General features: G+C 45.1%; 20 protein-coding genes. 10 read left to right on the forward strand and 10 right to left on the reverse strand.

Features of this window, described 5'->3' with window-relative positions; all coding sequences use genetic code 11:
* Nucleotides 1-185: 185 nt before the first annotated feature.
* The 5 genes from K0I73_RS12025 to K0I73_RS12045 all read left to right on the forward strand — a co-directional run bounded on the left by K0I73_RS12025 (nucleotide 186) and on the right by K0I73_RS12045 (nucleotide 6,611).
* The gene (locus K0I73_RS12025) at nucleotides 186-1,205 is read left to right on the forward strand and encodes a TRAP transporter substrate-binding protein (protein WP_286670334.1); all 1,020 of its coding nucleotides are present in this window, start codon (nucleotides 186-188) and stop codon (nucleotides 1,203-1,205) included.
* Between the two features lie 82 nt (nucleotides 1,206-1,287).
* Nucleotides 1,288-1,926 carry a TRAP transporter small permease gene (locus K0I73_RS12030; RefSeq protein WP_220061343.1) on the forward strand — a complete coding sequence of 213 codons (639 nt, stop codon included), beginning with the start codon at nucleotides 1,288-1,290 and terminating at the stop codon, nucleotides 1,924-1,926.
* Nucleotides 1,926-3,323, forward strand: coding sequence for a TRAP transporter large permease (locus K0I73_RS12035; protein WP_220061344.1), 1,398 nt, complete (start codon nucleotides 1,926-1,928; stop codon nucleotides 3,321-3,323). Before K0I73_RS12030 ends, K0I73_RS12035 begins: the two co-directional genes overlap by 1 nt.
* A gap of 89 nt (nucleotides 3,324-3,412) precedes the next feature.
* Complete coding sequence (locus K0I73_RS12040; protein WP_220061345.1) at nucleotides 3,413-5,263, forward strand: ATP-binding protein; 1,851 nt, start codon at nucleotides 3,413-3,415, stop codon at nucleotides 5,261-5,263.
* Nucleotides 5,244-6,611, forward strand: coding sequence for a sigma-54-dependent transcriptional regulator (locus K0I73_RS12045; protein WP_220061346.1), 1,368 nt, complete (start codon nucleotides 5,244-5,246; stop codon nucleotides 6,609-6,611). Before K0I73_RS12040 ends, K0I73_RS12045 begins: the two co-directional genes overlap by 20 nt.
* Before the next feature lie 25 nt (nucleotides 6,612-6,636).
* On the opposite strand, the gene K0I73_RS12050 is transcribed toward K0I73_RS12045, so the two are convergent.
* Nucleotides 6,637-7,854, reverse strand: coding sequence for an MFS transporter (locus K0I73_RS12050; RefSeq protein WP_220064363.1), 1,218 nt, complete (start codon nucleotides 7,852-7,854; stop codon nucleotides 6,637-6,639).
* 222 nt (nucleotides 7,855-8,076) lie between these two features.
* Here K0I73_RS12050 and K0I73_RS12055 point away from each other — a divergent pair, with 222 nt between their 5' ends.
* Nucleotides 8,077-8,967 carry a LysR family transcriptional regulator gene (locus K0I73_RS12055; RefSeq protein WP_220061347.1) on the forward strand — a complete coding sequence of 297 codons (891 nt, stop codon included), beginning with the start codon at nucleotides 8,077-8,079 and terminating at the stop codon, nucleotides 8,965-8,967.
* A gap of 26 nt (nucleotides 8,968-8,993) precedes the next feature.
* Here the strand turns inward: K0I73_RS12055 and maiA are convergent, their stop codons facing one another.
* From maiA to phhA, 5 genes are all read right to left on the reverse strand, one after another.
* Nucleotides 8,994-9,638: a maleylacetoacetate isomerase gene (maiA, locus tag K0I73_RS12060; protein ID WP_220061348.1), complete on the reverse strand. Its 645-nt coding sequence runs from the start codon at nucleotides 9,636-9,638 to the stop codon at nucleotides 8,994-8,996.
* A gap of 61 nt (nucleotides 9,639-9,699) precedes the next feature.
* On the reverse strand, nucleotides 9,700-10,686 hold the full coding sequence (locus tag K0I73_RS12065; protein WP_220061349.1) for a fumarylacetoacetate hydrolase family protein: 987 nt from the start codon (nucleotides 10,684-10,686) through the stop codon (nucleotides 9,700-9,702).
* A gap of 244 nt (nucleotides 10,687-10,930) precedes the next feature.
* Nucleotides 10,931-12,475: a transcriptional regulator TyrR gene (gene tyrR / locus K0I73_RS12070; protein ID WP_220061350.1), complete on the reverse strand. Its 1,545-nt coding sequence runs from the start codon at nucleotides 12,473-12,475 to the stop codon at nucleotides 10,931-10,933.
* Nucleotides 12,476-12,699: 224 nt separating this feature from the next.
* Nucleotides 12,700-13,038: a 4a-hydroxytetrahydrobiopterin dehydratase gene (locus K0I73_RS12075; protein WP_220061351.1), complete on the reverse strand. Its 339-nt coding sequence runs from the start codon at nucleotides 13,036-13,038 to the stop codon at nucleotides 12,700-12,702.
* Between the two features lie 29 nt (nucleotides 13,039-13,067).
* A complete protein-coding gene (gene phhA, locus K0I73_RS12080; protein ID WP_220061352.1) occupies nucleotides 13,068-13,865 on the reverse strand; it encodes a phenylalanine 4-monooxygenase in 798 nt (265 codons plus the stop codon).
* 295 nt (nucleotides 13,866-14,160) lie between these two features.
* Between phhA and galU the strand changes: the two genes are divergently transcribed.
* From galU to K0I73_RS12100, 4 genes are all read left to right on the forward strand, one after another.
* Nucleotides 14,161-15,081 (forward strand): UTP--glucose-1-phosphate uridylyltransferase GalU, encoded by a 921-nt coding sequence (gene galU, locus K0I73_RS12085; protein WP_220061353.1) that lies wholly within the window; start codon nucleotides 14,161-14,163, stop codon nucleotides 15,079-15,081.
* Nucleotides 15,081-16,094, forward strand: a complete 1,014-nt coding sequence (gene galE, locus K0I73_RS12090) for a UDP-glucose 4-epimerase GalE (RefSeq protein ID WP_220061354.1) — start codon at nucleotides 15,081-15,083, stop codon at nucleotides 16,092-16,094. Before galU ends, galE begins: the two co-directional genes overlap by 1 nt.
* 86 nt (nucleotides 16,095-16,180) lie before the next feature.
* Complete coding sequence (napF, locus tag K0I73_RS12095) at nucleotides 16,181-16,660, forward strand: ferredoxin-type protein NapF (RefSeq protein ID WP_220061355.1); 480 nt, start codon at nucleotides 16,181-16,183, stop codon at nucleotides 16,658-16,660.
* A 113-nt stretch (nucleotides 16,661-16,773) separates the two neighbouring features.
* Nucleotides 16,774-17,181, forward strand: a complete 408-nt coding sequence (locus K0I73_RS12100) for a bactofilin family protein (RefSeq protein WP_220061356.1) — start codon at nucleotides 16,774-16,776, stop codon at nucleotides 17,179-17,181.
* A gap of 47 nt (nucleotides 17,182-17,228) precedes the next feature.
* On the opposite strand, the gene K0I73_RS12105 is transcribed toward K0I73_RS12100, so the two are convergent.
* The 4 genes from K0I73_RS12105 to cysQ all read right to left on the reverse strand — a co-directional run bounded on the left by K0I73_RS12105 (nucleotide 17,229) and on the right by cysQ (nucleotide 20,589).
* Nucleotides 17,229-17,912: a DUF2982 domain-containing protein gene (locus K0I73_RS12105; RefSeq protein ID WP_220061357.1), complete on the reverse strand. Its 684-nt coding sequence runs from the start codon at nucleotides 17,910-17,912 to the stop codon at nucleotides 17,229-17,231.
* A gap of 80 nt (nucleotides 17,913-17,992) precedes the next feature.
* Nucleotides 17,993-18,757: a YdcF family protein gene (locus K0I73_RS12110; RefSeq protein WP_220061358.1), complete on the reverse strand. Its 765-nt coding sequence runs from the start codon at nucleotides 18,755-18,757 to the stop codon at nucleotides 17,993-17,995.
* 154 nt (nucleotides 18,758-18,911) lie between these two features.
* The gene (gene mak, locus K0I73_RS12115) at nucleotides 18,912-19,802 is read right to left on the reverse strand and encodes a fructokinase (protein WP_220061359.1); all 891 of its coding nucleotides are present in this window, start codon (nucleotides 19,800-19,802) and stop codon (nucleotides 18,912-18,914) included.
* Nucleotides 19,803-19,827: 25 nt separating this feature from the next.
* Nucleotides 19,828-20,589: a 3'(2'),5'-bisphosphate nucleotidase CysQ gene (gene cysQ / locus K0I73_RS12120; protein WP_220064364.1), complete on the reverse strand. Its 762-nt coding sequence runs from the start codon at nucleotides 20,587-20,589 to the stop codon at nucleotides 19,828-19,830.
* Nucleotides 20,590-20,628 lie beyond the last annotated feature (39 nt).

Genomic DNA, 20,628 nt, shown 5'->3' on the forward strand with positions numbered 1-20,628 from the left:
GACATCTGCCCCAACCTCGCAGCAAAAAAAACATACACTAAAACACAACTTATTGATTTTTATTTGTTTACACAAATATAACATTCATGGCCTATTCCTTGCCTATACTTCTATTGAGTTAATCAGTTAGCTAACCTTCTTTGGCATTAAAAGCCCGAAGGATTAACAACATAAGGGATAATAAAATGACTTTACTCAACACCTGTACCAGTCTAAATGCACTAAAAAAATTGTTAAAATTAACTACACTGGCAACGCTATTTAGCGCCAGTTTTTCTGTTTTCGCCGAACCCGTTGTGATCAAATTCTCGCATGTGGTCGCCGAAAATACCCCTAAAGGCCAAATGGCCCTGAAATTTAAAGAACTGGTAGAGCAACGTCTACCTGGCGAATATCAAGTTAACGTCTTTCCAAACTCACAGCTATTTGGCGATAACAACGAGTTGTCGGCGCTGCTACTCAATGATGTGCAATTTGTAGCACCTTCTCTGTCGAAGTTTGAACGTTACACCAAAAAACTACAGCTTTTCGATCTCCCTTTCCTTTTTCAAGATATGGATGCAGTAAATCGCTTCCAGCAGAGTGAGTCGGGTCAAAATCTGCTTAATTCCATGAAGCGTAAAGGCCTTGTTGGGCTAGGTTATTTGCATAACGGTATGAAACAGTTTTCTGCTAGTAGTCCATTAGTTTTACCCACCGATGCTAACGGGAAAAAATTCCGCATCATGGCATCAGACGTACTTGCAGCACAGTTCCAAGCTGTTGATGCTATTCCCGTTAAAAAGCCTTTTTCAGAAGTTTTCACCTTACTGCAAACACGTGCTATCGACGGTCAAGAGAACACTTGGTCTAACATCTACTCGAAGAAGTTTTATGAGGTACAAAGCAATATTACTGAGAGTAATCACGGCGTCCTAGATTACATGGTGGTTACTTCAAACACCTTCTGGAAATCACTACCAGGTGACAAGCGTAAAGTGATCAAAGCAGCCTTGGATGAAGCTGTTGCCTACGGTAACGATATTGCAGCGGCTAAAGTAGATAAAGACAAACAAGCGATTATTGATTCGAATCGCTCTGAAATCACTTATTTGACTCCAGAGCAGCGTGCAGCTTGGGTTAGCGCGATGAAACCTGTATGGGCCCAGTTTGAAGACAAGATTGGTAAAAATCTTATTGATGCCGCAGTTGCTTCTAACAAATAATAACTATTCGCTAAATTAATAGGAAAGCATTGAGGCTGCATCACTAGCTGTCGGCCTCTTTCCTAGTTAAGGAGCATAAGAGATGATATCTCGTTTATTTTCATATTTCGAAGAAGGCATACTAAATGCCTTAATTACCATGATGACGGTATTGGTGTTTGCAGAAGTTATTGCTCGCTTCTTCTTCAATACTGGCTTTTTGTGGATTCAAGAACTAACGCTTACCCTATGTGGGTGGTTTGTTCTTTTCGGCATGTCCTACGGCGTAAAAGTAGGCGCCCACATAGGCGTCGATGCCTTTGTCACTAAGCTAAACAAAAAAAACCGAAAAATCACCGCATTGATTGCAGTCATTGTCTGCCTAATCTATTGCGCAATGTTTTTAATAGGTAGCTGGGACTATCTCGTAAAAATGTATCAAGTCGGTGTACCGATGGAAGATATTGACCTACCTCACTTCTTGATTAGCCAGCTTGATCCTGACAATGCGTGGGAGTATTTACGCATTGATGTAGAAGAACCCGCCGTACCACTTTGGATATCTCAGAGCATACTATTAATTGGTTTTTCACTACTGACATGGCGGTTTATTGAACTAGCTATTGCCATTATTCGCAATCAAACTGATGGGTTTAAATTTGCAGATGAAGCCAAGGAAAGTATGCACCTTATCGATCAAGAAGCTAACCAGAATTCATCTGACATTAAGGGAGATAAATAATGACCATTGCGACACTATTTATTAGCCTTTTCCTATGCATGCTCATCGGCATGCCAATTGCTATCGCGCTTGGCTTTTCAAGCATGTTGACCATCCTACTCTATTCGGATGACTCGCTAGCTTCTATCGCATTAAAGCTATATGAGTCAACATCAGAACATTACACCTTATTGGCGATCCCCTTCTTCATTCTCTCTTCAGCCTTTTTATCGACTGGCGGTGTAGCAAGACGGATCATCGATTTTGCCATGGACAGTGTTGGCCATATCCGTGGTGGTCTTGCTATGGCATCTGTCATGGCTTGTATGTTATTTGCTGCAGTATCAGGTTCGTCTCCCGCTACAGTAGCGGCAATCGGCTCTATTGTTATAGTGGGCATGGTGCGCGCAGGATATCCAGAGAAATTTGCAGCTGGCGTGATAACCACCTCAGGAACTTTAGGGATCTTAATCCCCCCTTCAATCGTGATGTTGGTCTACGCTGCAGCAACAGAAGTCTCCGCAGCCAGAATGTTCATGGCAGGTCTCATTCCAGGTTTAATGATGGGTCTTTTGTTAATGCTCGCCATCTACATAGTCGCGCGCGTTAAAAAGCTCCCTTCTCGCCCCTTTCCAGGAGTAAAGATACTCGCTATCTCTAGCGCAAAAGCCATGGGCGGATTAGCACTTATCTTTATCGTGTTAGGCTCTATTTACGGCGGCATTGCGAGTCCAACCGAAGCGGCAGCCGTTGCCTGTGTTTACGCTTATTTCATTGCAGTCTTTGGTTACAGAGATATAGGACCATTAAAAAATGTCAGCTGGAAAGAGAAAGGTGAATCTTTAATTAAAGCTGCAGCACGTAATATAGGGTTTATGTTGCTCGCAGTAATAAAAACCCCAGCGGATAAAGAGATACGTGATGTCGTCAGAGACGGGGCTAAAGTCAGCATCATGCTGCTGTTTATCATTGCCAATGCGATGTTGTTCGCCCATGTGTTAACCACTGAGCGGATCCCTCATCTTATTGCTGAAACCATAGTCGGCATGGGACTCCCCGTTTGGGGCTTCCTAATCATAGTCAACTTGCTGCTACTTGCTGCAGGTAACTTTATGGAACCCTCGGCTATCTTATTGATTATGGCGCCTATCTTATTTCCTATCGCGACCCAACTTGGTATCGACCCCATCCATCTAGGGATCATCATGGTGGTTAATATGGAGATAGGAATGTTAACCCCACCAGTAGGGCTCAATCTGTTTGTGACCGCGGGGATAACAGGACGCAGTATGGGTTGGGTGATCCACTCATGTTTGCCGTGGTTATTGCTGCTACTATTCTTCTTGGTACTCATCACTTACATTCCACAGATATCACTGTTCTTACCAGAGTACATTGATAAGTTAAATGGATATTAAATCGCTTGATTTTGAGTAACAATTGAGTGAGTCTGAAACAAGAGATCACCTAGGTGGTCTGTTTCAGGCTCGCTATTTCTCATTTGGACATGCATTTAATGTCAATAAATATAAAAACAAAAAAATACCTTAGTGTCATATTACTCATTACCTTAGGGCTGTTTGCCATTTTACGCCTTGCTTATTGGTTTCACTTAGAAAATGGCTATCACGACACCAAGCACCAATCTCGCGCCCAGTTAAAGGAGTTGGTTAGCTTCCTTTCGGGATCTTTATCTCGTTACCAAAGTATTCCCCATGTGTTATCGACCAATCCTCTACTTGCCAACGCATTGCTCAGGCAAGATGATCCCGATACCATCAAACCACTAAACCAATATTTACAAGAGATCCAAAGTATTACCGAATCTCTTGATATCTATTTAATTAACGCCGATGGCAAAGCGATTGCGGCAAGTAATTGGCATCAAAGTTACTCTTTTATCGGACAGAATTTTGCCTTTCGACCTTACTTTAAACAGGCAATAAAGGGGAAGTTGGGCCGTTATTTTGCGGTAGGCACCAGTTCAAATAAACGCGGATACTATTTTTCATATCCCATCTATGCCAATAGCTACCCCATTGAAGCCAACCAAGCAGATGCCAAAGTACTTGGGGTCATCGTCGTCAAAGTCGATGTATCGGAAATCGAGCAGCAAAGTACCGGTATGGCGAGAGCCAGCAGTTATGAATTTGCCATTACCGATCCCGATAACATTATTTTTCTCTCGAGTAGCACCAACTGGCGATTAAGGTCACTAACACCGATAACCGAAGAGAAAAATATTAGTATTCAAGAATCCAGACGATATGCAAATCGCGTTGTCTCACCTTTAGCGATAAAACCGCCCTATGACGAAACGCTAAACGAAAAGTTCCAAATTTATCAAATCAGTACAGACACAGCAGCTGCTATCGACTACATGGACAGTAAAGCCGTAATGACTGATGCGGGATGGAAAGTACATATTTTAGCCCCCATGACTCCTACCTATAATGCATTGCCACCGCTGCTAATGCTTTATGGCGCCATCTATTTACTATTTGCCGTTGCCTTCCTCTATGCCGTTGAGCGACGCAAAAACACCTTAAAACTACGTCAAGCTCATGAGCAGTTGGAACAACGAGTAAAAGAACGCACTCAAGCACTTGAAACCAGTAATAAACAACTAAAAGAAACTCAAGATGAACTGATCCAAGCGGCGAAACTCACCGTCATAGGTAGCTTGTCAGCCAGTATTAATCATGAAATAAATCAGCCGCTGGCGGCTATTCGCAGTTATGCACAAAATACCCAAACCTTGCTTTCTCGCGGCAAATGGGATGATGTATCAAGTAATATCATGACCATCATAGAGTTAACCGATCGACTTGCGGCTATCGTGTCACAATTTAAAAGTTTCACCCGTAAAAGTCGTGGCAATGATAAAGCGATCAGTATTGCACAATGCATTACCGATGCACTCACTATCATCCAGCCCGAGGTCGATAAACAAGGTGTTGAGCTTGTACTGCATAATCCTGACACTAAGGCACAAATATGGTGTGACTCCATTCGCCTTCAGCAAGTACTCATTAACTTGATGAGCAATGCGATCGTGGCGATGCATCAAAGTTCACCTAAAAAGCTGATTATTGGCGTGACGCAAAATGAACGCCTTCACATTACGATTGAAGATACGGGAACTGGGATCGAAGAGAGTCAGATGAAGAAGATTTTCGACCCCTATTATACCAGTTCACGACAAGGGCTTGGCCTAGGATTATCGATATCAAGACGGATCGTCGAGGCGATGCAGGGGCAAATCACCGTCGCAAATCGGTCAGAAGGTGGTGCCATTTTTAATATCTCCTTACCCATTCATGCATCGGAAAACATTAATGCTAAATCTAGAAAATAACCACTACGATATCATTATTGTCGATGATGAACCTTTGATTGGCTCGGCACTGGTGCAACTATTTGAGCTAGAATCGTATTGTGCGATGTCAATCACAGACCCCAGATTGTTAACCAATGCTCTGCCAGAAAACTGGCCTGGGATCATAATATCCGATGTTAACATGCCCAATATTGACGGCTTAAAGTTAATGCGAATCCTACAATCTCAAGACAAAGATATCCCCGTCATATTACTAACAGGTCATGGTGATATAGCCATGGCAGTTCAAGCCGTTAAGCAAGGCGCCTATGACTTTATTGAAAAGCCATTTAATAACGAACATATGCTCGATATTGCTAAACGCGCGTTGGAAAAACGTAGTCTCACTTTAGAAAATCGTAGCCTTAAACGGGAACTTGAATCACAAAGTACCCCGGGGCCTCGCATATTAGGTCACAGTGCAGGCATAAAGCAGATGCGCCACATCATACATCAAGTGATCGATATGCCAGCGGATGTATTAATTGAAGGCGAAACCGGTACAGGAAAAGAACTCGTGGCTCGCTACCTTCACGACCACAGCCCTCGAAGTGAAGCCAATTTTGTGGCCATTAACTGCGGTGCTATCCCTGAGACCATTATCGAAAGCGAACTTTTTGGCGCAGAATCGGGGGCGTTTACCGGTGCAGACAAGACCCGCATCGGTAAATTTGAATATGCGAATGGCGGCACACTTTTTCTCGATGAAATTGAGAGCACCCCCATGTCGCTCCAGGTTAAGTTACTGCGCGTGTTAGAAGACAGAAAAGTGGAGCGTTTAGGCTCCAATAAGAGTATTGAACTCGATATTCGCATTATTGCCGCCACTAAGGTCGACCTAAAATCATTATGTGATACCGGTGAATTCCGCCAAGATCTACTCTATCGCCTAAATCTGGTGACCGTGCCTATTCCTGCCCTACGCGAGCGACGTGAAGATATTGGCCTGTTGTTTTTGCATTTCGCTCGTGTGGCTTCAGCCCGTTATCATAAGGCGTTGATCCCATTAAGTACGGAGCATACAGCTCAGCTTGTGTCCCATGATTGGCCTGGTAACGTTAGAGAGTTAAGAAACCTAGCCGAGCGCTATGTTCTGCTTGGCGCCGATGCCGCTTTTGCCACATCTATGGGTCAAAACAACCAACTTAATACCAATATGTCACTGCAACAACGAGTGGAGTTTTTTGAACGCTTACTCATAGAAGAAGCGCTAAGCGTAAATAAAGGCAGTATCAAGCTCACCATGGAACAACTCGAACTGCCCAGAAAGACCTTATATGACAAGATGCAGAAGTTTGGCCTAAACCGAAAAACCTTTATCCAATAAGATCTTTTTATCTAATAAGGTCCTTTTATTTTATAAGATCCATGGCGGAATCTGGCATGCGTCGTTTAGCGCGTGCCATTAATCCCACCAGCACAACTACGCCCGACAGCGCTAATAAGCTGCCCAGTACAACGCCGTTCCAGCCCCATTGCTGCCAAAAGGGTAACAAGTAGGGACCACCAACGGCAGCACCAAGATAGTAACTGCATAGATATAAGGCCGTAGCTTTGGCTCTATGCTGCTGTGCACGCTGGGCAACCCAAGCGTTACAAACACTATGGAAGGTAAAGAAGCCGAAACTTGATAAAAGAAATCCTCCGATGATGGTGGCACTCGTATCAAACAAGGTGACTAGGCTGCCGATACACATCATCAAACTAGAGATCACAAATAGTGGCTGACGTCCGACTCTATTGACCCACTTAGCCGAACGAAAAGACGCATAGGTGCCACTTAAGTAACAGAGAAAAATCAAGGTCACTTGAAAACGCCCCCAGTTAAAAGGCGCTTGCATAAGGTGAAGCTGAATATAACTGAACTGATTGACCATCACCATAAATGCCAAGGCACCAAGCAGATAGAGCTTAATCATGGTCTTATCACTCAGGTGTAACCAGAACCCTTTCAGATCATGACGTTCAAGACGCAGGGCGATCTCTCCTCGCTCAGCTCGGACTCTATCGCGATTCGGCAGTAACCGAACGGCAACCAGCACCAGAATGGCTGTAAGGCCGCACAGCAGTAACATAGATTGTTGCCAGTCAAGATACTGAGTCATTAATCCACCTAACAATCGCCCTGCAATCCCCCCTAAACTATTGGCGCCAATATAGATGGCTCCAGCCTTAAGCAATACAGACTGATCCAGCATATCCTTAAAATACGCCATCGCGATAGCAGGAACCGAGGCGAGTAATGCCCCTTGAAACAATCGAACCGCAATAAGCGTGCTGAAATCATTAACAAAAATGAGCAGAAGATCAACGACGACTAAGAGCGCAAGGCTCCACAGCAAGGGGTTTCTACGGCCAATCTTGTCAGATAATGTGGCATAGAAGAGCAATGAAAATGCCATCGAAAAACTGGTCACCGACAGAAGTAAAGTCGCATGGGCAGGGAGCACATCAAAGCTTGAAGCAATAAGAGGCAGCATCCCCTGAACTAAATAGAGATTGATATAAACAACGATGGAAGCCAAGGAAAGCCCCCATATCAAACGCGTCTGTAATTGCTGGTCACTCATCTGTAACACACTTATATTCCCTACCGATACTAATAGGCTAGCATCGGCCTAAACATAACAAAAATAGATTATTACTATCACATCCATACATTTTAATTATGGATAAATCGACTATTTGAGTTTATCGTTAGCACACAGGTTAGATGCCCTGTGATCAGGATAATCATCAATCAGTATAGCCGCGCGATGTGGCATAAATGCAGGTTAAATAGGTAGAACGTCATGGATATAAAGCAGCTCAAACATTTCGATGCCTTAGCCACTAAAGGCAGCTTTACCCTAGCAGCCAAGCAGCTCAACATAGCACAACCCGCATTAAGCCAGAGCATTAAGCGTTTAGAAACTGACTTAGGGGTAACTCTAATCAACCGCAACCGGCATTACCGAGGTCAAGATGGCAGTCGTTTAACCCTCACTGCCGAAGGCGATGCCCTGCATCAACACGCAACCCTTATCATCAAGCAGGTCAAACAAGCCGAAGCCCATATAAAATCTATGGCCAACTTAACTAAGGGGGAAGTACGTATCGCAGTGCCCGGCATGCTCGGATCCTACTATCTGCCATCCCGGCTTATGGCTTTTCGTCACCATTATCCCGACTTAAAGTTATCATTATTTGAAGGGGGGACTCGCGATAGTCTACGCATGTTGCAAAACGAAGAGGTTGATATTGCGATTATTACCAGCCAAGACTTACAAGCAAACTTTGACAGCCATCTGTTACTTCGCGAGCAGATGGTGGTGGCAGTGGGTGAAGATCATCCACTTGCCGAGCAGGCAAACGTGACCCTGACACAGTTTTTTGAACATGAACTGGTGATGTTCAAGACTGGTTACTTTCATCGAGAATGGATGTTATCCCAAGCAAAAACCTTAGGGCTCGAGGTGAACATTGCATTTGAAACCAATTTAATTAACTTAATTAAACAAGTTGTTTCTCAAGGATATGCGATAACTAGCGTACTCGAAATGGTGATTGAACAGCGCGATAGCATATTGGCACTGCCCTTCTCGCCTGCGGTATATTTGGATCTGCATATCGCTTGGAATAAGGAACGCCCCGTCGGCCTAGCTGACAGGGCGTTTGTCGACTTTCTGATGGCCAACCGCTAAAGGGGCAAAACCATTAACGGTCTAAATTAACTTGCATCTGCTTGCTGTTCGGGTGCCGCTTTGATGAAGGCTTCGAGTCGATTACAGTTCTCACCAACACGTATAATATTGGGATATGACGACAGGTCGACATTAAAACGATTAGCGTTATAAATTTGTGGGATTAAACACAGATCGGCTAACGTCACATTATCGCCAAAACAATAAGTGCCAGAATATTTTGCGAGTTGCTTTTCTAATGCGGTAAATCCTTGCTCGATCCAATGCTGATACCACTCGGTTTTGGCCGTTTCATCTAACCCTAAAGGCCCACTAAGATATTGCAGTACTCTTAGATTATTTAATGGGTGAATCTCGCAAGCAACCGATAATGCCATCGCTCGCACCAATGCACGCTCTTTTGGTGTCGTCGGTAACATTTGATGCTGAGGGTATACCTCGTCTAAATATTCGATAATCGCTAAAGATTGCGACAACACGAATTCATCGTCCCCTTCAACCAAGGTCGGCACCAGCTCTTGTGGATTCAGCGAAGCATATTGAGCAGTATGCTGCTCACCGCCATCTTTAACTAAATGTACCGACTGCAACTCGGCGTCCAGGCCTTTCAAATTAAGGGCGATACGAACACGATATGCGGCGCTTGAACGCCAATAACCCAATAACTTCATCTCTGCTCCTTACAAAAACGGGGCAACCAAAGGCGCCCCGAATTATCTTAAACCCATCTATTTATGCTTTATATTCAACAACCTGCTGATCGATTGAACCAAAAATTGATTGTTCATTCTCATCAAGCATTTCGATGCGCACACGATCACCAAAATGCATAAACTCTGTCGAAGGCTTGCCATCGGCAATGGTCTCTAACATACGGGTTTCGGCTAAACAGCTTGAACCTGCACTACGATCGTAATTAGAGATAGTACCAGAGCCAACAATAGCTCCTGCGCCAAGAGGACGAGTCATTGCAAAATGCGAGATCAACTGGCTAAAGTTAAACGTCATATCGACGCCACAATTAGGACGACCAAATAGCTCGCCATTTAGATGGGTGATCAGAGGCAGATGCACCTTTGAATCTTGCCACTTATCACCTAACTCATCGGGCGTCACCGCCACTGGAGAAAAGCTGCTTGATGGCTTAGCCTGGAAAAAGCCAAAGCCTTTTGCCAATTCCCCTGGGATCAGGTTTCTCAGCGACACATCATTGACTAGCATCAACAGTTTAATATGCTTAGCGGCCGATGCCGTATCAATCCCCATTGGCACGTCATCGGTAATAACCGCCACTTCTGACTCAAAATCGATCCCCCATGCTTCACTAGCAAGTTCGATATCGGCTTTAGGGGCAATAAAACTGTCAGAGCCACCTTGATAAACCAAAGGATCGGTCCAGAAGGTCTCTGGCATTTCGGCGCCGCGAGCCTTACGCACTAACTCGACGTGATTAACATAAGCACTGCCATCGGCCCACTGATAAGCACGTGGCAATGGCGATAAGCACTTAGCTTCATCAAAATCGACACAGTTATCGAGTTGACCTGCATTTAATGCTTCATAAAGCTCTTGCAGTTGTGGTTGGAGCAGGTCCCATGCATCAATAAGTTGTTGCATAGTATTTGCAATTGCAGGTATCGCAACCGCCTTGGTCAAATCTTTACTCACAAGCATTAGCTGACCATCGCGACGGCCATTGTTATAACTTGCTAACTTCATACCTACTCCTATCGAATTCTTATTCTGCGGCGCCAGCCGCCTTTAACGGCCATGCGCCCAATAATCACTTTGGCATAGAAATACCCTATGCGCGCCAAGATAGAAATAGCGTGACCTAAATCACACTCCCTCTATCACAGCCTTTTTTTGTAAACAAATCATGACAACGAGTGAAACCTATTCAAGTTAGCGCCTCCCCTACCCAATACCTAGGGGAAAACAGCGCCGAACTGGAAATAAGCTTTTACATCCCTTTTTGTTTACTGATCTTGTACTCTCTGAGCTTATTGGCGATCGCCGTATGGGAAACCCCCAACTTTTTCGCTAACTGACGAGTACTTGGGTACGCGGGATACAAACGGCGTAATAAACTGGCCTCGAACTGTTTCATCGCTTGATCTAAGCTGCCCTCAAACTGATGATCAAAGTAACCAAATCCTTCCGCATAAGAGGGTAATTTTAGCTGTTCTACGGTTAACTCAGCCGAGCCATCCCACATAGAGACCGCTCTAAAAATCGCATTCTTCAACTGACGAACGTTTCCAGGCCACGCGTAACCAAGCAGATGTTCACGACAAGGCGCAGAGATCCGCCGGATCGGGATAGAAAGCTGCTGGCTGTAGTGTTCTAAAAACATCTCGGTTAAGGGGATCACATCGACTTTGCGATCTCGCAAGCTCGGCATATGGAAACTGAGCACATGAATACGATAATAGAGATCTTCGCGAAACTCGCCCGTTTGGCACAGTTCAGCAAGGTTCTTTTGCGTCGAGCAAATAATACGGATATCCGAGCGCACTTCGACATCGCCGCCGACACGCCTGAAGGTACCATCTTGCAATAAGCGCAATAATTTGACTTGGGCAGCTTTCGACATTTCGGCAATTTCATCTAAAAAGACGGTCCCGCCCTTGGCCTCTTCAAAGAAACCACGCTTAACCACTTCGCCGCCGCTGACATAACCGAACAGCTCCTCTTCGGCAGCACTGTCGGGCATAGCTGCACAGTTAATCGCGATAAAAGGATGTTCTCGGCGCATGCTGGCATCATGACATGCTCGCGCCATCAGCTCTTTACCTGTCCCCGTTTCACCAGTTATCAATAACGGCGCGTCAAGCTGCGCCATGCGTCTAGCCTGAACCAATACCTCTTTCATCTTATCGCTAACGGCAAGCACACTCTCAAAGCCGGTTGTCTGATTCTGCAGCGCGTTAAACTGCTTGCCGACTCTGGCGGGAGATTTAAGGGATACCACCGCACCCGCTAAAATACTCTTGTCATTCTCATCGGGTAAATAAATTGGCAGCATCTCGGCCAGATACTCACTTTGACCAATACTGACTCGTGTTGCTTGAGCAAGCACCAACGACTCGCTTAACCAACGAGAGAAGTTAAATCCTTGTACCCAATGGTTAAGTGGTTCATCTAAGACCTCATGCTCGCCCATACCTAAGGTCATAATGGCCGATTCGTTGATAATACGAATACGTCCCTTAACGTCGATAGAGAATACCGAGTCAGGCAGTGTTTTAAGCAGCGTCTTAAGTGCGTAGTGTTCTTGTTCAGACGGCATAAATGACACCGTCCTGACATCATTGACCCCCTCAACTTTTCGGATGAGTGGCAATAACTCACTGAGGACATCAAAGTTCACCTCAGCAAATTGTAAATAGAGAAACCCTTGATTACTGGCATCGATGGCGAGTAGGTTAATACCGTAACCTTCGAGGATCACCAGAATATCTTTTGCTAGACCCACACGGTCGATGCAACTTACTTCTAAGCGCATACTATTATCGTCCCTTTTTTATTCTAAACTGCATTATTTTTTGGGAATATCCATTGCAACCCTATGGAACTCATCAAACTGAGTTCATATACGGCGCCGATAAAACGCCTATACGTTAGAGCCTAATCTGAATTGTGGCAAGAGTTGTTTACAGCGGAGTGTGGTTTTAACAGGAATGACAGCGTCATAAATATCTTATGGCGCTGATTTATATTAATTTTATACTAATCGAGTAACTGGTCAGTCTTGGCAGCCATAATGAAGTCGTTACGATGAAGTCCCTTGATTGAGTGCGACCACCAAGTCACAGTCACTTTACCCCATTCGGTTAAAATGCCTGGATGATGAAACTCTTCCTCAGCAAGCTCGGCTAACTTATTGGTAAACACCATCGCTAACTTGAAGTTTTTAAACTTATAAACGCGCTCTAATTGCATAATTCCATCACGCACTTCAACGCCCCAATCCGGGATCATGCGTATCAGTTCAGCCAATTCGGTATCTGTCACTTTAGGGGCATCAGCCTGGCAGGCTTCACATTTCATTTCAGCTAGTTGAGTCATACTTTGTCCTTTTTTTGATTCTTTTTGGGTTAGCTAGCCTTGGATTTTGGCTCGAACATAGGCGGGTACAAACCAAGTTGGCGTGCTTTGTTTACCGCAGCCATTATATCCATCTTAACCACCTCATCTAGGTAATCAATTGAATCTATTGTGTAATACACTGGCTGCATAATATCTATTCGATATGGTGTGCGTAGTATATCAACCAAGTCAAACGGTTTAACCAAAGGCTTATCACTCATGGCATAGAGGGTTTCCCCTGGAGAGCTTAAGATCCCACCGCCATAAATTTTAAGTTGGTTGTTACTCGAACGAATAAGGCCAAACTCGACAGTAAACCAGTAGAGTCTCGCCAGAAATACTCGCTCCTCTTTTGAGGCTGCTAGCCCTAGTTTGCCATATTGATGAGAAAATCGGGCAAAGGATTCATTGGTCAACAATGGACAATGCCCAAAAATCTCGTGAAAAATATCAGGCTCTTGCAGATAATCAAACTCCTCCTTGCTGCGAATAAAAGTCGCTACGGGGAACTCTTGATTAGCAAGCAATTGGAAAAACTTCTCAAACGAGATTAACGCTGGCACAGCAGCAGTTTTCCAACCCGTCGAGTCACGCAAAACCTTGTCGATCTCGCTTAGCTGGGGAATGCGTTCCTTTGGCATAGCCAAATGATCTAACCCTTGCAAATACGCTTCACAGGCATATCGAGGGAGATTACCTTCCTGTCTGTTATAAAGAGCTTGCCAAATTTCATGCTCATTATCTGGATAAGCGATATAGCCATTACTATCTGGCATTCTCGCCTCGTACCTAGTTTGTTTACTCATGATCGTTACAACACCATTGACTGCTTTCTACCTCCATATTTGACCAAACAGCTCAATTTGTTAACAGGATCACACTTTATAGTTAGCCTCGAGCCACCTCAATTATGTAACCCTAAATTTACATTCTCATATCATGAAAAATTAAACCAAGTATTTTCAATAAGCTAACTTGTGTAACGAAATAAATGCATTCTGGGCAAATTTGCCAAAAATCACCGATTTTGTTTAGTTTAAAATGGCTTTTCAAAGGTTTTTTATTAGAATAGGACTACTTCGCATCCACATTAGGAATAGGATGAAACAGCATAAAGTGCGTAAAGCCGTGATCCCTGTTGCGGGTCTCGGTACCCGAATGCTTCCCGCGACAAAAGCGATCCCGAAAGAGATGTTACCCGTGGTCGATAAGCCTCTTATCCAATATGTGGTCAACGAGGCGATAGCGGCGGGTATTAAAGAGATAGTGCTCGTCACTCACGCCAGTAAAAACTCCATCGAAAACCATTTCGACTCCAGCTTCGAGCTCGAGGCACAACTAGAACGCCGGGTTAAGAGGCAGCTTTTAGATGAAGTGCAAGCCATCTGCCCTGCCGACGTGACAGTCATAAGTGTGCGTCAGTCCCAGGCTAAAGGCCTTGGTCATGCGATTTTATGTGCCCAAAAAGTCGTTGGAGATGAACCTTTTGCAGTACTGCTTCCCGATGTTATCGTCGACGAAGCGAGCTGCAATTTGCAAAGTGATAATCTTGCTGACATGGTTAAGTTATTCGATGATACCGAAATCGGCCAGATAATGGTCGAAGGCGTGCCTCATCACAGCGTCAACCAATATGGTATTGCCGATGTTAACGGCCACAAACTCAAACCGGGTCAATCTGAAGCGATCTGTGCATTAGTCGAAAAACCCGCCATCGATGAAGCGCCCTCAAACCTTGCAGTCGTTGGTCGCTATATTCTTCCCCGCGAGATTTGGGCATTACTATCCAAAACCCCAGCTGGCGCTGGTGACGAGATCCAATTAACCGATGCGATTGCAATGCTTATGGACAAATTACCCGTCAATGCTTACTACATGAAGGGGAAAAGCCATGATTGCGGCAATAAACAAGGCTACATGCAGGCCAGCGTCGAGCACGCCCTACGTCATCCAGAAGTGGGAGCTGAATTTAAGCAATACCTAATAGAACTAATCAAAGATTTACAACAGGAAAACAGTTAATGGCCATTTTAGTCACTGGTGGTGCCGGATATATCGGCAGTCATACCGTCGTTGAGTTACTCAATGATAACCAAGAGGTCGTCATTATCGACAATTTGTCGAATTCGAGTGTTGAGGCGCTAGCACGAGTAGAGGCAATCACAAGAAAGAAGGTCACCTTCTACCAAGGGGACGTACTCAACAAGGCTTTTTTACAAAAAGTCTTTACTGATCATACTATTGAGTCAGTGATCCATTTTGCCGGATTAAAAGCCGTTGGCGAATCGGTAGCACAGCCGCTGCGTTACTATGAAAACAATGTCACTGGCACCCTGATTTTATGTCAGGTCATGACTGAGTTTGATGTGAAAAACCTAGTTTTTAGTTCATCTGCGACCGTGTACGGCGACCCAGCAACACTGCCAATAACCGAAGACTTTCCCACGGGAGCAACTAACCCCTATGGTCAGTCTAAATTGATGGTAGAACATATTTTAAGTGATCTGCACAACTCAGACCCAAGCTGGAATATCGCTCGACTGCGTTATTTCAATCCAGTTGGCGCTCATGAGAGCGGCCTGATAGGTGAAGATCCAAACGATATACCTAACAATCTAATGCCATTCATTGCTCAAGTCGCTGTAGGCAAACGTGAAGCATTGAGTGTATTTGGTAATGATTACCATACCCATGATGGTACCGGAGTTCGCGATTATATCCATGTGGTGGATCTCGCCAAGGGCCATTTGAAAGCACTAGAGAAGCTCAATACAGGCTCAGGGCTGGTCACTTACAATCTAGGCACGGGTCAAGGCTACAGCGTACTCGATATGGTGAAAGCCTTTGAATTGGCCTGTGGACACAGGATCAAATACCAAGTGGCACCGCGTCGCCCTGGCGATATTGCCGCCTGCTATGCTAACCCAGATAAAGCGCAAACTGAGCTAAACTGGCAAGCTACTCACACCATTGAAGATATGGCCAGTAGCAGTTGGCACTGGCAATCTAGCAACCCTAATGGCTACAAGGAGTGATCTCAACAAAGATTAGCCATAAATGGATGTTGAGCGCGTTTGCGCTCAACAATTAAGCCAGCTCAACAATAGAAGCAAGTGAGCCTATGAGTAACACGATTAATCAAAGTCGCCGTAATCTATTTAGTCGCCGTAAAAATAGTGTAATACGCCCACCTTGGAGTAAAACAGATATCGAATTCACCGATATCTGTACTCGATGTGATAAGTGTATTCAAAGCTGTGAAACTCACATCTTAGTCAGAGGGGACGGTGGATTTCCTGAAGTTAATTTTAACCAAGATGAGTGCACCTTTTGCAAAAAATGTGTTGAGGTTTGCCCTGAGCCACTCTTTGACGACACCAACGAGGCGCCTTGGCAAATAAAGGCCGTCATTCACGACACTTGCCTCGCTAACAGTGGGATCTGGTGCCAAACCTGCAAAGACAGTTGCGATCCGCGAGCCATACAGTTCACACCCACGATCGGCGAAGCGCCTAAACCCAGTATCTCTCTCGACCTTTGTACCGGCTGCGGTGCTTGCGTCTCCCCTTGCCCGAATCAATCTATTAGAATAGTCCCTTAATCAAGGCGATAGCATTGCCAAAAATATGACGTTACCGCGCCAAATATTAGTGGTTTTGCTGCATCAATTTTAAGGGTAAGATCGGCTGAAACTAGCAAAGAAAGTTGATTATTATGTTTGGGAAAAAACGTAACAGTTCTGGGCTTACCTTCATTGCTCAAGGCACAAAATTATCCGGTGAAACCCATTTTGCAGGAGAAGCATTGATCGGTGGTGAACTGCACGGCAAGATAAGCGCCAACGACAAGTTAACCATCGAAGTGGATGGCTATATCGACGGCGAACTTCAATGCAAAGAATTAAAAGTATCGGGCGTGTTTAAAGGTAAGCTTAAGTGCGAAAAGCTTAATATAACCAGCACAGGAACGGTCGAAGGTGAAATCGCCTGTAATTCAATGGAAATATTTGAAGGTGGGCAATTTATCGGCATGCGTGTAAAAGAAGAGATCGCTCTATTATCGAGTGAGCATCATTACCCCGATGAGCTAGAGGTGAAAACGGATACAGCCGTTCTCAACTAACAAACAGAGCGATATATACTGACGTTAGTGGGTGCTAGTAGATGCTATTATTTTTCATTCAAACTTGCCACCAAAGCGCGCTGTTTATATTCCCGTATTAGGGTTAAAAACTCTCTGGGCGTTCTATCCAAACAATCCACAGGGATATAAACGTGGTAGCCCAAGTGCGCATTTAACTGCTCGCAACGACGGGAGAACATAGCTTGAACCCCACTATATGTTTTACCGTCTAGGCTCACAGGCGAAAATTCAGAGTTAAGATAACGCTCCAGATCCGCAAGTTCACCATCTAATCTCAAAGATGACATCAACAAGGGTCGTTGTTCGGTTAATAACCCAGTTGCTAGCCTCGGCGGAATATCATCGATCAGCAAAGACAGTTGATTCAGTCTTACACCGATATAAGGTAACTCATGACCATCAAAGCCTTGAATACTGCGAGGCATATCCATACGCAAGATATTATCCCATTCAAGATAGATGGTGCCTCGGTGATGGTGATAAACCAGCCCCTGTGCCCTAAGCTCGACGCTGATTTCTGGCTGGATCAGTTTCGCGATCCCAAGCACGGTAAATATGATGCCAAAGATAAAACTAACCATGCCTGGTCCCATTAGGGCCTTAGATGAGATAAACAACAATACAGCACAAACTAAGGTAACAGCACCGATAATAGTAAAGGTCCAGCCATTGCGTTTAGTGACTGCATGGATAATGATCGATTCTTGCAACTTTGACTCTCTCTAAAATAAGCAAAACAAGCTAACTCGAGCATAGATCATTTAATCTGAACTCTGGTTATTCAGGCGTGTTATGAGCCTAAGCTCACAGGATCATCAGTTGCAAAAGCAAATTTGATCTTGAGCCATAGTTGGCCAACATACTCATGAATGGAACGTTGAGATGCAAGCAAATTAGTCGCATCAAGCCGCCACCAATAACCCCTACGAGCAATAAAATCGCTTGGTGCACTCTGGGCCTGCATCCCCATATGCTCAAATATCATCATAGCCCGCGGCATGTGGGTGGCAGACGTCACCAAACGGAATGGTCTATCGCCAATTTCCCACTTCAAATATTGAGCCTCTTCTAGGGTATCCTTGGCCAACGGGAATTGGATAATACGACTGACATCAACACCGAGAGCCACTGCCGCCTTTGCCATCACCTCGGCTTGAGGACGTGCATCTCCCCCGCCCCAACCGCTTACAACTAACTGGCAGTCACTGCCCAAACTCATCTGACGCAAACCTTCTGTCAAGCGTGCCAATGCGATAGCCGAAAGCTGCTGCGTCGCCAAGTCAGCAACCGTAGAATCATGACCACTGCCCAACACCATCACGATACATTGCCCAGAGATGGGCTCATTATTGCTCGGATACTGAGATTCCAGTGGCGAAGTAAGAAAATAGCTCCCCCACTGACTACTCAATATCAGCAATATTGTAAACGAGCAAAGAATAAGCGACTTAACCAACTTACGCCGTCTAAGGATGAGTATGGCGATAAGCAACAGCAGCACCGAGAGCGGGATCGGCATAAGCAGTTGTGAAACAATTTTTTTTAACCAAAACATGGCTATCCTTGCCCCTAAATCTAACTGAACACACAAAAGAGGAGCAAGTTTACCCTAGGAGCAAAGCGAATACCAAGCGCCAATGCTAGGCGCTAATGTTAGGTATTTAGGCGTTAAGGGGGAGGGCCAAATGCAAAGAGCCCTTAGCGCCAAATTACCAAAGCCAAGCAGCGCCGCGAACCCCTGATGAGCCGCCATACATATTTTGTACTACAGGAGTTAGGCACTCGCCGCCTAATACATATTTGGGCAATACGTCTGGTAATAGTGGATAAATCGCCTCAATGTTGGAGACACCACCACCGAGAACAATCACATCGGGATCTAACACATTGATGATATGAGCCAAAGAGCGCGCCAATCTATCTATATATCGGTTAAAGGCTGCTGTTGCTAATGGTTCACCTTGGCCCATACGCTGTGCTATCTCTATACCACTACCTGCATCACCACCGGCAGCTTTATAATCACGCACAAAGCCAGTACCCGAAATAAAGGTTTCGATGCAATCCCTTTTACCACAGAAACACTCCGTCGAATTAAATTCATCCGCAGTCATCCACGGCAACGGGTTATGACCCCATTCACCACCAATACCGTTGCGACCGCCATGAACCTTGCCATTTATCGCCAAACCTGCACCGCACCCGGTGCCGATAATGACACCAAACACAATGGCTTTGCCCGCAGCAGCGCCATCTACGGCTTCAGACACTGCAAAGCAGTTGGCATCATTGGCAACGCGCACCTCTCGATTGAGTCGCTGACCTAAATCCACATCAAGTGGCTGACCATTTATCCAGGTGGAATTAGCATTTTTAACGAGACCAGAAAACGGTGAAATCACCCCCGGAATGCCTACCCCAACAGTGCCTGTCATCCCAAGCCGGGTTTCGGCCTCATTAACCAAAGATTCGATAGCATCGAGTGTCGCTTGATATTCACGTGGTGTAGGAATGCGTTTACGAAACAGTTCCTTCCCTTCGTCATTAAGCGCAACTAACTCAATCTTGGTTCCACCAAGGTCAACACCCATTCTCAACATACTCAACTCCAACGTGTTTATCTTTTTATTGTTTGCTTGGCCAATGCTTAGCCATGGCAATAAAGTAAGGATTTAAAATATTTTCTTTCTGGTTGTAATCAAGCGGCAAGCCCGTTTCATAGTTGATGACCGCACCACCAGCACTCTCAAGTACAGCTTGCGCCGCGGCGGTATCCCATTCGCTGGTCAACCCTAAACGCGGATAGATCTCGGCGGCGCCCTCTGCCAATAAACAGAACTTCAGCGAACTGCCGATACTGGTCATGCTGTGGGGCCCAAGCTTAGCGAGGTAACTCGCTAACCCCGGACTAACATGGGAACGACTCCCCACCACCCGAGGCTTTGCGGGTGCCTTGTGTTCACTCACGCTGAGATCGAAAACCAGATTATCCGTTGTTAACCAGGCTCCCATCGCTAACGCGCCGTAGTAGCACTTGTTTAGCACAGGGGCAAAAACCACCCCTGCGACCGCTTTGCCACAATCTATAAAGGCAATATTGACGGTAAACTCACCATTACGCTTAATAAACTCCTTGGTGCCATCAAGGGGATCAATAAGCCAATATTGTTGCCAATTTTTACGCTCATCCCAACTAATGTCTGCCGCTTCTTCTGACATAACTGGAATATCGGGCGTTAACTGCGCTAGCCTAGCAACAATAGCTTCGTGACTCGCTATATCGGCCGCAGTGACCGGACTGTCATCGGCTTTAGCTTCAACACCAAAATCTACCGAGCCATAGACGCCCATAATGGCATCGCCTGCCTCCTTGGCGATGTCGACCATTTCGGCCAGCCACTCAAACTTAAATTTATGATTCAATCT

The organism is Shewanella mesophila (assembly GCF_019457515.1).
GTDB classification, from domain to species: domain Bacteria; phylum Pseudomonadota; class Gammaproteobacteria; order Enterobacterales; family Shewanellaceae; genus Shewanella; species Shewanella mesophila.